14 protein-coding genes and 1 pseudogene are annotated in these 13,499 nt (G+C 72.1%); 7 read left to right on the top strand and 8 right to left on the bottom strand.

Features of this window, described 5'->3' with window-relative positions:
* Positions 1–226: 226 nt before the first annotated feature.
* Complete coding sequence (locus AB0K82_RS24000; RefSeq protein ID WP_364400484.1) at positions 227–1,435, bottom strand: MFS transporter; 1,209 nt, start codon at positions 1,433–1,435, stop codon at positions 227–229.
* Between the two features lie 76 nt (positions 1,436–1,511).
* Between AB0K82_RS24000 and AB0K82_RS23995 the strand changes: the two genes are divergently transcribed.
* Positions 1,512–2,480, top strand: coding sequence for a LacI family DNA-binding transcriptional regulator (locus AB0K82_RS23995; protein ID WP_364400481.1), 969 nt, complete (start codon positions 1,512–1,514; stop codon positions 2,478–2,480).
* A 174-nt stretch (positions 2,481–2,654) separates the two neighbouring features.
* Positions 2,655–3,680 (top strand): L-glyceraldehyde 3-phosphate reductase, encoded by a 1,026-nt coding sequence (gene mgrA / locus AB0K82_RS23990; RefSeq protein ID WP_364400479.1) that lies wholly within the window; start codon positions 2,655–2,657, stop codon positions 3,678–3,680.
* A gap of 3 nt (positions 3,681–3,683) precedes the next feature.
* Here mgrA and AB0K82_RS23985 read toward each other — a convergent pair whose 3' ends face one another.
* Positions 3,684–4,322 (bottom strand): hypothetical protein, encoded by a 639-nt coding sequence (locus AB0K82_RS23985; RefSeq protein WP_364400489.1) that lies wholly within the window; start codon positions 4,320–4,322, stop codon positions 3,684–3,686.
* Between the two features lie 2 nt (positions 4,323–4,324).
* The gene (locus AB0K82_RS23980; protein ID WP_364400476.1) at positions 4,325–5,758 is read right to left on the bottom strand and encodes a selenium-binding family protein; all 1,434 of its coding nucleotides are present in this window, start codon (positions 5,756–5,758) and stop codon (positions 4,325–4,327) included.
* Between the two features lie 231 nt (positions 5,759–5,989).
* Between AB0K82_RS23980 and pdhA the strand changes: the two genes are divergently transcribed.
* The gene (pdhA, locus tag AB0K82_RS23975; RefSeq protein ID WP_364400473.1) at positions 5,990–7,048 is read left to right on the top strand and encodes a pyruvate dehydrogenase (acetyl-transferring) E1 component subunit alpha; all 1,059 of its coding nucleotides are present in this window, start codon (positions 5,990–5,992) and stop codon (positions 7,046–7,048) included.
* Positions 7,049–7,227: 179 nt separating this feature from the next.
* Entirely contained in the window at positions 7,228–7,461 is a 234-nt protein-coding gene (locus AB0K82_RS23970) for a hypothetical protein (RefSeq protein ID WP_345364706.1), read from the top strand.
* Between the two features lie 322 nt (positions 7,462–7,783).
* Here AB0K82_RS23970 and AB0K82_RS23965 read toward each other — a convergent pair.
* Positions 7,784–7,840: pseudogene (locus AB0K82_RS23965) on the bottom strand (hypothetical protein); the annotation flags it as partial.
* A 119-nt stretch (positions 7,841–7,959) separates the two neighbouring features.
* On the opposite strand from AB0K82_RS23965, the gene AB0K82_RS23960 reads away from it, so the two are divergent.
* Positions 7,960–8,280, top strand: a complete 321-nt coding sequence (locus AB0K82_RS23960) for a co-chaperone GroES (protein WP_364400470.1) — start codon at positions 7,960–7,962, stop codon at positions 8,278–8,280.
* A 148-nt stretch (positions 8,281–8,428) separates the two neighbouring features.
* Here AB0K82_RS23960 and AB0K82_RS23955 read toward each other — a convergent pair whose 3' ends face one another.
* The 4 genes from AB0K82_RS23955 to AB0K82_RS23940 all read right to left on the bottom strand — a co-directional run bounded on the left by AB0K82_RS23955 (position 8,429) and on the right by AB0K82_RS23940 (position 11,380).
* Positions 8,429–9,202: a serine protease gene (locus AB0K82_RS23955; protein WP_364400468.1), complete on the bottom strand. Its 774-nt coding sequence runs from the start codon at positions 9,200–9,202 to the stop codon at positions 8,429–8,431.
* A gap of 171 nt (positions 9,203–9,373) precedes the next feature.
* Complete coding sequence (locus AB0K82_RS23950) at positions 9,374–10,108, bottom strand: SDR family oxidoreductase (protein ID WP_364400466.1); 735 nt, start codon at positions 10,106–10,108, stop codon at positions 9,374–9,376.
* A gap of 17 nt (positions 10,109–10,125) precedes the next feature.
* Positions 10,126–10,821, bottom strand: coding sequence for a maleylpyruvate isomerase family mycothiol-dependent enzyme (locus AB0K82_RS23945; RefSeq protein WP_364400465.1), 696 nt, complete (start codon positions 10,819–10,821; stop codon positions 10,126–10,128).
* 145 nt (positions 10,822–10,966) lie between these two features.
* Complete coding sequence (locus AB0K82_RS23940; protein ID WP_364400463.1) at positions 10,967–11,380, bottom strand: hypothetical protein; 414 nt, start codon at positions 11,378–11,380, stop codon at positions 10,967–10,969.
* A gap of 171 nt (positions 11,381–11,551) precedes the next feature.
* On the opposite strand from AB0K82_RS23940, the gene AB0K82_RS23935 reads away from it, so the two are divergent.
* The gene (locus AB0K82_RS23935) at positions 11,552–12,733 is read left to right on the top strand and encodes a cupin domain-containing protein (protein ID WP_364400461.1); all 1,182 of its coding nucleotides are present in this window, start codon (positions 11,552–11,554) and stop codon (positions 12,731–12,733) included.
* Between the two features lie 285 nt (positions 12,734–13,018).
* Positions 13,019–13,381, top strand: a complete 363-nt coding sequence (locus tag AB0K82_RS23930; RefSeq protein WP_364400458.1) for a hypothetical protein — start codon at positions 13,019–13,021, stop codon at positions 13,379–13,381.
* Positions 13,382–13,499: the final 118 nt, after the last annotated feature.

Genomic DNA, 13,499 nt, shown 5'->3' with positions numbered 1-13,499 from the left:
TGGTGGGGCCGGGCGTGGGCGGGGGGCGCCCCGGGCGGGGCGGGCGGGCCCGCCCGCGGGGGGGGGCGTCGTTTCTGGTGGTGTCTACTCAGCGGAGAGAATTCTCCGCTGAGTAGACACCGGTGGAAGAGGCCGGGCGACCCGGGTGTGTGACCTGTGGAGATTGCCCGTTATCTCCTCGAAGTGCCGAGCATTCGGTACGCCCACAAGATCCACCAGACAGGTCCTAGGAGCTCACCGGGTCCGGCACCTCCCGGTCCTCGGTCTGCCTTCTGCCGCCGATGGGGCCGGCGAGGAGGATGACCAGGAGGGCCAGGACGCCACCCGCGCCCGCCACCGCGAACGCCGCGTGGACGCCGCCCGCGTCGCTCGCCAGGCCGGCGAGGGCGGCGCCCACCGAGCTGCCGACCCCGAACGCCGTCACCAGCCAGGCGAACGCCTCCGTCACCGTGCCGCGCGGCGCCAGGTCGTCGACCAGCGTGAAGGTGCACGCCAGCACCGGTGCGAGGAACACGCCACTGGCCAGCGCCAGCACCGGCATCACGAGGAGCCCCGGCGCCCACGCCAGCGGGAGGTAACCGGCGGCCAGACCCGCCATCAGCAGCACCAGCCGCCGGTGCGCGGGCCCGGTGCGGGGCCGCAGCCCGTACGTGATCCCGCCCGTCAGCGCGCCGGCGGACATGAGCGCCAGCAGCAGCCCGGACGCGTACGAGACGTGGCGCGCGTCGGCGTACGCGACCACCGCCACGCTGAACACTCCGAGCGACACGCCGACGCAGGTCAGAGAGATGATCAGAACGCGGATCCCGGGGGAGCGCAGCGGACCGGCCCAGTGCCCGCCGCCCTGCTCGCCGCGCCACACGCGTGAGGGCCGCGACGTCGTGACCACCAGCGTGCCCGCGATGCCCAGAGCGCCCGTGAGGAGCAGCGCCGCCTCCGTCGAGACGACGGTGGCGGCGATCACGAGCATGGGGCCGAACGTGAACAGCAGTTCCTGGGCGGCGGCGTCCAGAGCGTACGCGGCTTGGACCTCGGCGGGGCCGTTCAGGACGGACGGCCAGAGCGCCCGCAGGCCCGCTTCGAGCGGCGGCGTGGCGAACCCGGCCAGGACGACCGCGGCCGTCGCGACCGCCGGCGATCGCACGCCGAACACCACCAGCAGCGCGAACCCCGCCGCGGCGGCCGTCGCGGCGGAGGCCAGGATCCGGGGCTGGCCGTACCGGTCCATCGCGCGTCCGAGCACCGGCTGGCCCGCCGCCATGGCGAGGCCGTACACCGCCGACAGCACTCCGGAGAGGGTGTATCCGCCGCCGTGCCCGCGGACGAACAGCACGATGGCCAGCGCGGCCATGCCGTTCGGCAGCCGGCCCAGGAGCGTGCCGCCGAGCAGCCGGCCCGCGTACGGCTTGCGCAGGAAGTCGAGGTAGGCGCGCATCGGATCCTTGTCATACGTATTACGGAGGCTTCCGTCATACGTATCACCGATCGGTTCGCAGGTCTAATCTTTTGCCGTGGACAAGAGACCGACCAGCCGGGACGTCGCCCGGGCCGCCGGGGTTTCCCAGTCGACGGTCTCGATCGTGCTGGCCGGGAAGGCGGAGGGCAGGATCAAGCCCGAGACGCGCCAGGCGGTGCGCGAGGCCGCGCGGCGTCTCGGCTACCGGCCCAACCTCGCCGCCCGCAACCTCCGGCTCGGCCGCACCCGTACGGTCCTGCTGGTCGTCCCGACCCTCACCGGCCCGGTCTTCGGCCCCATCTACGCGGGTGCCGCCGAGGTCGCCGCCGCCCGCGGCTTCGGCGTGGTGGTCCACCCCTGGCCGGACGACGCCGGTCCGGCGCGCAGCCACGTCGACACCCAGGCCATCGAGGGCGTTCTCGCCTCGTCCATCGTCGGCGGCGTCACCGACTTCGGCGACCTGCCCGTCGTGATGATGGACAGCGACCCGGCCGCTCCGGCGCCGACCATCAACTTCGACGTCGCCGGGGGCATGCGGGACATCGCCGGGCACCTGGCCGGGCTCGGCCACCGCCGGATCGGCCACCTGGCCGCGGCCGTCGACGCCTGGACGTTCCGCGTACGCGGCGAGGCGCTCGCCGACGCCTTCCCCGGCGCGCTCATCCGCGAGACGACCCCGATCGACGTCGCGGCGGCCCGGCGGTCCGCGCTGGCGCTGCTGGACCGGCCCGACCGCCCGTCGGCCCTCGTCTGCGACGACGACCTCATCGCCGCGGGCGCGTACAAGGCGGCCCGGGCGCTGGGCCTGGACATCCCCGGCGACCTGTCCGTCACCGGCTTCGACGACGTTCTGCTGGCCACCGCACTCGAACCCGAGCTGACGACCGTCCGGCTGCCCGCCGAACGGCTCGGCGCGGCGGCCATGACCGCCCTCCTGGAACTCCTCGACGACCGTCGCCCGCCCGGCCTGTCCCTGCCCGGCGAGCTCATCGCCCGCCAGTCCACCGCCCCGCCGGCGACGTGACGGGCACGCGGGCCCGTGCCCCGACGGGGACACGGGCCCGCGTGAGCGGCCGTCAGAGGCGGGTCAGCCGCCAGAGGCCGCGGCCGTGGGTGGCGACCAGGAGGGCCGAGCCGGACGGCGGTCGGCCGGGCTCGGTGTCCGGCGGGCCGGACCGGCGGTGCAGACTTGCGAACCATGAGGTACGAGGCCGCCGATAACAGATATGACCAGATCCCCTACCGCCGTACGGGACGCAGCGGGCTGAAGCTGCCCGCCGTGTCCCTGGGGCTGTGGCACAACTTCGGAGACGACAAGCCCCTGGAGACCCAGCGGGCGATCCTGCGCCGCGCGTTCGACCTGGGCGTGACCCACTTCGATCTCGCGAACAACTACGGCCCGCCGTACGGTTCCGCCGAGACGAACTTCGGGCGGATCTTCCGGGAGGACTTCCGGCCGTACCGCGACGAGTTGGTCCTGTCGACCAAGGCGGGTTACGACATGTGGCCCGGGCCGTACGGCGAGTGGGGGTCGCGGAAGTACCTGCTGGCCAGCCTCGACCAGTCGCTCGCCCGGATGGGCGTGGACTACGTCGACATCTTCTACAGCCACCGGTTCGACCCGGAGACGCCGCTCGAGGAGACGATGGGCGCGCTCGACCACGCCGTGCGGTCGGGCAAGGCGCTGTACGCCGGCATCTCGTCCTACTCGCCGGAGCGCACCGCCGAGGCCGCCGCGATCCTGCGCGAGATGGGCACGCCGCTGCTGATCCACCAGCCGTCGTACTCCATGCTGAACCGCTGGATCGAGGGCGGCCTGCTGGACACGCTGGAACAGGAGGGCGTCGGCTGCATCGCGTTCTCGCCGCTGGCGCAGGGCATGCTGACCGACAAGTACCTGCACGGCGTCCCCGAAGGATCGCGGGCCAGCCAGGGCAAGTCGCTGTCGCCGGACCTGCTCACCGAGGAGACCCTCCGGCACGTCCGCACGCTCGACGGGATGGCCAGGGAACGCGGCCAGACGCTGGCCCAGATGGCCATCGCCTGGACGCTGCGGGACCAGCGGGTCACGTCCGCGCTGATCGGGGCCAGCAGCGTGGCGCAGCTGGAGGACAGCCTCGGCGCGCTCGCCCGGCTGGACTTCACCGACGAGGAGCTCGCCGCGATCGACCGCGACGCGGTCGAGGCCGGCATCAACATCTGGGCCGCCTCCAGCGCCCACTAGTCCTCACACGGCGATCAGGAGGGTGGCCGCGCCCGCGCCGATGAGCGCGGCCGCCCACAGCCGGTCCAGGTTGAACCAGGCGCGGCGCAGGATGGCCAGGCCGGCGACCTCGTACACGATGACGGCGATCGTGCCGGCGACGACGAACATGGCGAGCGTGTGCACGCCCGTCACGAACACCGCCGCCATCACCGCGCTGCCCGCTCCCGACGCCATGCCGTGGGAGTGGCCGGGCACGGTGACCGCGCCGTGGGTCAGCACGGGCAGCAGCATGAGCCCGGCTCCGTGCGCCGACGACATCAGGAACGACCAGCAGGCCAGCTGCCACAGCGACAGCCGCATGCCCACCCAGCGGAAGTGCCGGCTGGACAGCAGCCGCCACAGGCCGAACCCGACCAGCACGACACCGCCGCCGATCGACACGATCCGGGAGGTCAGCACCGACCCCGTGAGCGTGACCACGGCCGCGATCACGAACACCGACGCGGCGTGCCCGGCGGCGATCGCGGGCAGCGACTGCAGCACCAGGGCCCGGGACCGCTCCTGCAGGCCCCGGGCCACGGCGAACAGCCAGCCCATGCCGGGGTTCAGCCCGTGGAAGGCGCCGAGGGCGACCAAGGCCACGAGCGAACCGTCGTTCATAGTCACGGGTAGCAGTACGAGTCGGAGGACGCGTCCCCGCCCTGGAGACGGGTCTGGTGCGGGCGTAGCCCGCGGAAGTCGTCGCCGTGCGGGAAGAACCTCTCGTCGAACGTGAAGTCGTCGTCCGAGTCGATCTTGGCCGCCCACGCGCCGACGCCGTCCGGGTAGAACTGGTCGTCCCAGGAGCCGTACAGCGAGTTCGTGACGTAGACCCGCCTGCCGTCCCGGCTCACCTCGACCATCTGCGGGCCGCCGGCGAGCGGGAGGTCGGGCGCCGCCGGGTGCGGGGTGCGGCGCACGATCCCGCCGATCCGCACCGATCCGGCCTCCACCGGGTTGAACGGGTCGGACACGTCGTAGCGCTTGAGCTCGCCGGTGCCCCAGCAGGAGACGTACAGGTAACGGTCGTCCACCGACAGGTCGATGTCGGTGATCAGCGGCGGCACCGCCCCGAACGGCGCGATCACCGGCGGCAGATCGTCGGCACCAGCGGGCTCGGCGGGGATCGTGATGACCTTGCGGGCCTTGAACTCGCCGTCCTCGCGGTACCAGACCCAGACCGAGGCGGACAGGTCCTCGACGCTGACGACGACGCCGGCGAAACCGTACGTCCTGGTCGGGTCGTGCGCGGGCCGCAGCTCGAGGACCATCTGGTGCTCGTCGCCGAGGTCGACCGTCTGGACGTGCCGGCGCTTGCGCAGGTCCCAGAAGTGCAGGGCGTGGCCGTACTTGCGGCCGAGCAGCAGCTCGGCGTTCACGCCGTCCTCGATCATCGACGGCGTGCCCCACTCGGACGTGACCATGACGTCCTGCGTCAGGTGCCACCAGAAGTCGTACGCGAGGTGCTGCGGCCCCCGGTCGGCCTCCCAGGCCCCCACCACCTCGAACGAGTCATGGTCGAGCACCGCGATGCCACCGGGACCGTCGCTTCCCACCCGGCCGACCGACCCCGACCGACCTCCCGGACCGGTCGCGCCGCCCAGCGCGGAGACGTACAGCCCGTCGGGGCCGCAGTGCACCGTGTGCGGCCGGGAGTAGCCGGCGCGCGCGGCCAGCTCGTCCGGCTCGATGACCTTGACGACCGCCGGCTTTCCGGGGTCGTCCTTGACGTCGAGGATGTAGATCCGGGAGGAGCGCAGGCCCGGCACGACGAGGTAGCGCCGCTCGACGTGGGGGTGCGGGGCGTTCGGGCACAGGGCGCTGCTGCAGGCGTTCCACCCGAAGTGGTGCAGCTCATCTCCGGTGTGGGGCAGGTCCGTCCAGCCCACCACCGAGCCGTAGGAGGTGGAGTCCGGGTCGACGTCGACGACCGCGATCGCGTCGGGGCGCTGGGCCGACCGGTCGAACGCGGCGATGTACGCGAGCGTCTCGGGTGGGGCGTTCACCGCTTCCCGGGGGGACGGATAGAAGGTCGGATCCGGTCTCCACAGAGCCATGTCACGCTCCTTCGGATGGTGACGTCGTCACTCACCGTGCAGGCGTTCTTACGGATTAATCCTCCCCGAAGTTCCCTAGCGGATCAATGGAGAATTCGGCGGTGTCTGGCGCCGTGACCTCGGTACCGGCCTGAGTGACGTTCCTGAAGCAGTGAGCCGAATGGGGTTCTGGAGACGTTGAGTCACCCGGGTGACGAGACACCACGCCCGATGCTGGCAAAATCAACTCGTGTGACCGACCTCGTGCAGCTGCTCACCCCCGAGGGGGAGCGGATCGACCATCCCGGGTATCCCTTCGAGATCAGTGCGGAGGAGGCCCGGGCCCTGTTCCGCGACATGACGCTCGTACGGCGGCTCGACCTCGAGGCCATGGCGCTGCAGCGGCAGGGCGAGCTGGGCCTGTGGGCGCCGCTCCTCGGGCAGGAGGCGGCGCAGATCGGCACCGCCCGCGCCCTGCGGCCGGAGGACTTCGTCTTCCCCAGCTACCGCGAGCACGGCATCGCGTACTCCCGCGGGGTTCCGCCGTCGAACCTCCTGGAGCTGTGGCGGTGCACCTCCTACAGCGGCTGGGACACCGAGAAGTTCCGGATGATGGGGTACACCCTGGTCATCGGCGCCCAGGCGCTGCACGCCGTCGGGTACGCCATGGGCGCGCAGCGCGACGGGGCGGCCGAGGCGGTGCTGGCCTGCTTCGGCGACGGCGCGACCAGCCAGGGCGACGTCAACGAGGCGTTCGTGTGGGCGGCCACGCAGAACGCGCCCGTCGTGTTCCTCTGCCAGAACAACCACTGGGCGATCTCCGCGCCGTTGGAGACGCAGGCCCGGGTGCCGATCTACCGCCGCGCGGCGGGCTTCGGGTTCCCCGGCGTGCGGGTGGACGGCAACGACGTGTTCGCCTGCCTGGCCGTGGCCCGTACGGCGCTGGAGCGCGCGCGGGCCGGGGAGGGGCCGACGCTCATCGAGGCCGACACCTACCGGATGAGCGCGCATACGAGCTCGGACGACCCGAAGCGCTACCGCGCCGACGCGGAGGTCGAGGAATGGCGGCTGAAGGACCCGCTTGAGCGGGTCCGCGCCTACCTGACCAAGAACGAGCTGGCCGGCGCGGACTTCTTCGAGGCGCTGGACGCCGAGGCGGACGAGCTCGGCGCCCGCGTCCGCGCCGAATGCCGGGCGCTGCCCGACCCGGACCCGCGGGAGATGTTCGACCACGTGTACGCCGACGTGCACGCGCAACTGGCCGAAGAACGCTCGGCTTTCCTGGCCTATCTCGACACGTTCGCCGACTGACGGGGAATGATGGAGCCGAACGCCGCACGTGGCGGGCGCGCCGCCGGCCGATCATCCGGCCCGGGGGAGGGGGGACGCCGCCCCGCGCAGGCCGTTCGTCTACGATTTTTGCGTCTCGGCATCCGCGGTGGTGACCGTGCCGTAGACGGCCCGCACCGCCGCCACTCCAAGGAGAAGCGTTGAGCAGCCCGAGTACCAAAGACAACCTGGATCTCGCCGAGCACGCGCGGGATCTGGCCGATCGCGCGCCGGCCGGATCGCTGGAGAAGGCCGCCGCCGGGTCCGTCGCCGTCACCTGTGCGACCACCCGTGACGTCGAGCAGGCGCGGACCGTCCTGGGCGGCGTCGTCCCGGCCGACGTACGCCAGGCGGCGATCGCCCTGCTCGAACGGCTCGCCGCCGACCAGGCCTGACCGCTCGGCGAAGGCCGGCGGCGCGATCCCGCCGGCCGTGCACGATCGCCCGGCGGAGGCGATGCGCTTCCGCCGACCGGGCCGACCGTTCGGCGGCGGCCTGCGGCCGGCGGCGTCATCCGCCGGTTCCGGCCGATCGTTCAGCGGAAGTCGGCGGCGTGATCCGCCGCCCACTGGGCGAACGTGCGGGCCGGCCTGCCCGTGATCCGCGCCACGTCCGGTGACACCTCCGCCGGACGGCCGACCATGTCGGCGAACATCCGCAGCAGGGTGTCCGCGACCGCCGGCGGGTCAGCGCGCGGACGGGGGCTCGCGCGGCGAGCAGGGCGCTCACCAGGGGACGGCCGACGTTGCCGGTGGCACCGGTGATCAGGAACATGACTTTCTACCTCCTCGCGGATCAGGCTGCCGCGGCCCGGAGCGGATCACTCCGCCGACCGGGGACCTCGGCTCCGGTCGGTCCGGAACACAGGGTGTCATCTCGGTAGAATCCCGACTGTGGCCGAGCCCAAGTTCGAGATACAGATGCTGCACGACCGCGTCATGGTGCGCCCCGAGAAGGAGTCGGGGGAGCGCCGCAGCAGCGGAGGCATCGTGATCCCGGCGACCGCCGAGCAGTCCAACCGCCTGGTGTGGGGCGAGGTCTGCGGAGTCGGCCACAACGTGCGGGCCGTCAAGGTCGGCGACATGGTGCTGTACCACGACGAGGACCAGTTCCAGGTCGAGGTGCAGGGCGAGCAGTACCTCGTGATGCGCGAGCGCGACCTGCACGCCGTCGCCAACGAGCGCCCCGAGTACGGCACCGGCCTCTACCTCTGACCCTCGCCGCCCCCTGGGGCGGCCGGGGCGTCGGTGACCCGCGTGACAGCGGTGGCGGAGGGCGACCCCGCCGTCCGGCGCGGATGATCCACAGCCGGTCCGAGCAGTCGGTGATCAAGCCGGCGCCGTCGATTCCTCCCGGCCTGCCTCACAGCGGCAGGGTGAACGCCGACAGGCGGGTGTAGACGCCCGGATATCCCGGGCGCGCGCAGCCGTACGCCCAGGAGGTCAGCCCGGCGAGCCGGCCCTGCAGGATGAGAGGGCCGCCGCTGTCGAACTGGCACGTGTCGGCCTGCGGCGAACCCGCGCACACCATGCCCTTGGCGTCGAAGGCGTCGTGGCCGTACGCCGACGCGCACCGCGCGTCCGAGACGATCGGCGCGGTCGCCTCGCGGAGCCGCGCGTTGAACAGGTCCTTCTCCGAGGTCGTGCCCCAGCCGAGCACCCGAGCGCCGGCCCCCGGCGGGTAGGCGCCGTACGAGCCGACCAGCGGCAGCGGCAGGCGGCTCACCGGCCGCGCCAGCGTGAGCAGCGCGACGTCATCGTGCTCGACCGTCTCGCCCTGGAACGACGTCTCGCGGAAGCCGGGGTGCACCCAGATCTTCTTGATCTGCACGGTCTCGCCGTCCTTCTTGGCCAGGTCGGCGCGGCCGAAGACGGCGCTCAGCAGGCTCGGCACCTGGCGCAGGAAGTTGACGCAGTGCGCCGCCGTCACGACCTTGTCGGACGCGACGAGCACGCCGCCGCAGAACTGCCCGGAGGGGCGGATCAGGAACGCCGGGGTGCCGATCGCCGCCAGCCACGGTGGTGGATCGGCGGGCGAGCCGCCGACGACGGCGTTCGCCGGGGGTGCGACCAGGCCGGCGCACAGCGCCAGGGCCGACAGCGCGACCGCCGCGATACGGCGTGGGAACAGGGGCATGGGGGAACACCTCCGTCCGGTCCGATTGAAACCTAACCGCACCCGGGCCCGCCGCGCGAGTCGGCGGGGTGTTCCACCGGCGTCCGCCGGAATGCCAGGAAGTGCCGCGTTTCGGGCATAAGGCGCAGATCGCGGTCGATCCGGGACCATCGAGCCGCGACGACGGCCGGATCAGTCGTACCTGCGGCCGGTGCGCGAGGAGAGGCGGCCCGCGAGATTGCGCGGAATCAACTTGCCCAGCCCGACGAGTGTCTTGTACTGCGCGCCGGGCACGCTGACCGTGACGCCGCGCCGGAGGTCGCGCAGCGCGTCGGCGACGACGCGGTCGGCGTCGAGCCAGAACGGCTCGGGGATGCCGGAGACGTTCATCCTCGCCCGGTCGTGGAACTCGGTGTGCACGAAACCGGGGCACAGCGCCATGACCTGGACACCCGGGACGTCCGCGGCGACGCCCTGGCTGAACCCCACCACCCACGCCTTGGACGCCCCGTAGGTGCCCCGCGAGAAGAACGCCGCCACCGACGCGACGTTGATGACGCCGCCTCGGCCGCGCTCCCGCATCCCGGGCAGGGCCGCGTGGGTCAGCCGCAGCACCGCCTCGCAGTGCACGCGCAGCATCGTCAGCTCGTCCTCGAGTGGGACCTCCAGGAAGCGCCCCTTGTGCCCGAATCCGGCGTTGTTGACGACGAGGTCGGCGTGGCGGGCGGCGTCCTCGCCCTTGGCGAGGCCCTCGTCGGTGGCCAGGTCGGCGACGAGGACCTCGGCGTCGCCGCACTCCTCGGCGGTGCGCGCCAGCCGCTCGGCGTCGCGGGCGAGCAGGATCAGGTGGAAGCCGTCCGCGGCGAGCCGCCGGGCGAACGCCGCGCCGATCCCCGAGGTGGCGCCGGTGATGAGGGCAGTGGGCATGGCCCCCACATTACCGATCAGGCCAGGCAGCGCAGCGCGTCGCGAAGGCCCGGGTCGAGCGGGTGGTCGTCGGGCAGGCGTCCCACGGTCGCCTCGACGAACTCCGCCGGGGTCAGCCGGCCCAGCGCCCGCGGGGTTCGGACGATCAGGTCGCCGTCGTCGTCCTCGGCGACCTCGACCGAGGCGCCCTTCTCCTCCAGCGCGAAGCGGCCGACCGCCACGCGCCAGGCCGTGCGCTCCCGGGCGTCCTCGACCGGCACGCCGACGTCGTCGCCGTGGGTGGCGTACTCGGAGGCGTAGTGGAACGCCTGCAGGCCGACGGCGTACGGCCCGGCCATCGTGGGCAGCCGCGCGTCGCGGCCGAGTTCGCGCATCCGCCGGCGGGTGTCGCCGTTCTGGGTGCGCCACTCGTCGAGCACCTCCGCCACGGGCATGCTCCGGCGCGTACGCACGCACCAGTCGTTGAAGTCCGCCAGGACGGAGACACCGTTCCGCTCCAGACGGGACCACAGCCCGTCCAGGTCGTCGTTGAGGCAGGCGTGGTTGTACGCCTCCTCGCCGGCGAGATGGGCGAGGACGTCGCGGACCGTCCATCCCGCGCAGCGGGACGGCCGGGTCCAGTCGTCGTCCTTCAGGCCGCCGAAGAAGTGGTCGAGACGCTCCGCCTCGGCGTCGAAGATGGCGAACGGATCGAGATCATTCAGTGCGGTCACGCCGTCCTCTTGCCCCGGCGGCGCGGGTCCATGCCGCTGCGGACGCCGCTCGGCGAGCCTTACCCGTGGCGGGCCGGCTCAGCGCCGGTCGACGGGACCACGCCGCTGTGGACGCCGCCCGCGCGGTTCCCCGGCGCGGGCCGGCTCAGTACCGGTAGTGGAAGCCGACGCCGTACCGGGCGAGCTTCGCGGATTTGCTGAGCTTGACCGCGGTGAGGGTGAAGCGCCCAACCGTGACGGACTGCGGGGTCGCCGACGCGGTGATCCTGCGGCTGGCATGGCCGGAGACGTCGGTCATGACGACCGTCACCTGCCCCGCGTGGACCGCGCCGGCCCGGACACGGAGGCCGCCCGTGGCCCTCGTCGTGCCGGCGGCCTGCCACCAGACCGCCGTCTTCGCGTGCCGCTTGGCGGTCGAGTGCGAGGCCGTGGCCCGCGGAGACGGAGACCTCTTCCGGGCGGCGGCCTGCTCGCGCCGGGCCGCGCCGGCCGGGTCGCTGCAGCCGGCCAGCAGCCCGAGCGCGACGATCAAAGCCGGAAGGCGTACGCCTCCGCGCATTCTTCCTCCTCGTTGAGCGACGGCAAAACCTTAGTCGCTGGCGGAGGCCCCGGTGACCACGCCCGCTCCCCGGGCGTCCGAGCAGCGCCGCGGTCTTCTGGCGGCGACCGGGGGCACGGCCTACAGTCGGCAGTGAAGGTGATCGACGCTTTTCCGAGATCCGGAGTGGAGATGCCCTATTACCGCGCCGTCGGGGAGATCCCCCGCAAACGGCACATCCAGTTCCGCAGACCGGACGGCGGACTCTACGCCGAGGAACTGATGGGGGAGGAGGGGTTCTCAGCCGACTCCTCGCTGCTCTATCACGTGCACCCGCCGACCGCCATCGTCAAGAGCGAGGGCGTGGACGTGCCGGCCCAGGCCACCCGCACGTCCCCGAACCACCCGCTCCTGCCACGCCATTTCAAGGCGCACGAGCTGACGACCGGGGGAGACCCGGTGCTCGGGCGGCGGCTGCTGCTCGCCAACGACGACGTCCGCATCTCGTACGCGGCCGCCGACACCGACGGTGAGCTCTACCGCAACTCGGTCGGTGACGAGTGCGTGTACGTCGAGACCGGACGGGCGCGGCTCGAGTCGACGTACGGGACGCTCGACGTCGGCCCCGGCGACTACGTCGTCGTCCCGACCGGGACCATCCACCGGTTCGTCCGCACCGAGACAGCCGAGCCGCTGCGCCTGATCGTCTTCGAGGCGTCCGGGCACATCCGGCCGCCGAGACGCTACCTGTCGCAGTACGGCCAGTTCCTGGAGCACGCGCCGTACAGCGAGCGCGACCTGCGCGGCCCGGCCGAGCCGCTCGTCCTGGAGGGGGAGGACGTGCCGGTGCTCGTCCGCACCCGCGCGGGCCTGTCCCGGCTGACCTACCGGCACCATCCGCTCGACGCCGTCGGCTGGGACGGCTGCCTCTACCCGTTCGCCTTCAACATCGCCGACTTCGAGCCGATCGTGAAGCGGACCCACGCTCCGCCGCCGGTGCACCAGACGTTCGAGGGGCCGAACTTCGTCATCTGCTCCTTCTGTCCCCGGCCGCTCGATTTCGACGAGGCGGCGATCCCGATCCCGTACAACCACCACAATGTCGACTCCGACGAGGTGATGTTCTACGTCGCCGGCGATTACACGGCGCGCCGGGGGTCGGGAATCGACATCGGGTCGATAAGCCTGCATCCCTCCGGATTCACCCACGGGCCGGCGCCCGGCGCGGTGGAGGGCGTCATCGAGGCGGTCGGCAAAGGTCATACGACCACGACGGAAACGGCCGTGATGATCGATACGTTCCGCCCGCTGAATATCGGCGGAGAGGCGTTGTCCGTCGAAGCGTCCGATTACGCCTGGACGTGGGCGCGCTGACCACCCGGCCTTCGGGGTGAAACGTCGGAGATGCCGAGGCGGCCGCGGCTCCAATCGGCCATTGGCGGCTTTCTCGGCATCTCCGGTCCGTGGCGCGATCATTATCTTTCCAGCATCTCCCCAGGAATGCGACGCCATTCGGCGCTGCGCACGGTAATCGAGAATTACCGAGTGTGATCAAAGGATCTCCGGGTAGTAGTGGCGATGGATCGGATAGGCCACCGATAAAGGCGGCCGAAAAGGTCCGAGCAACGCAGTTCCTGCTAGCTGAAAACGGAGATCTGCATGCGAAAGATGTACGCGCTCGGAACGGGAACGATGGCCCTCGCCGCGGTCGTGGCGACCGGTCTGGCCGCCCACGCCGACAAGGGCGAGGCCCCCGCGCGGCCGGCCGCCCACAAGGCGGCGGCGATCGACGGATACCAGGTCGTCGTTCTCCCCAACGCGAACGTCCCCGCCTTCCAGCGGCGCACCGTCTACTGCCCGGCCGGCAAACACGTCATCGGCGGCGGCGGCGAGGCCCAGGGCAACGGAGCCATCCTCGTCGGCAGCTTCCCGACTCCCGACGGCCGCGGCTGGATCGCGCTCGGCCGGCAGATCGGCTACAGCACGGTCGGGATCAGCGTCTACGCGATCTGCGCGTCCTGATCGCGTAATGATCCGGTCGCGGGCCGCCGTCCCCGGGCAGGGGCCGAAGACCCGCGTGACCTCCGGCGCCCGGCGCCCCCTACCCCGCCGGGCGCGGGGTGGCGGGAGTAGTGAAGTA

Source organism: Actinoallomurus sp. NPDC052274, from assembly GCF_040679475.1.
GTDB lineage: Bacteria > Actinomycetota > Actinomycetes > Streptosporangiales > Streptosporangiaceae > Actinoallomurus > Actinoallomurus liliacearum.
Note: the sequence above shows the minus strand (reverse complement) of the source record. Positions and strands in the feature narration are given on the sequence as shown.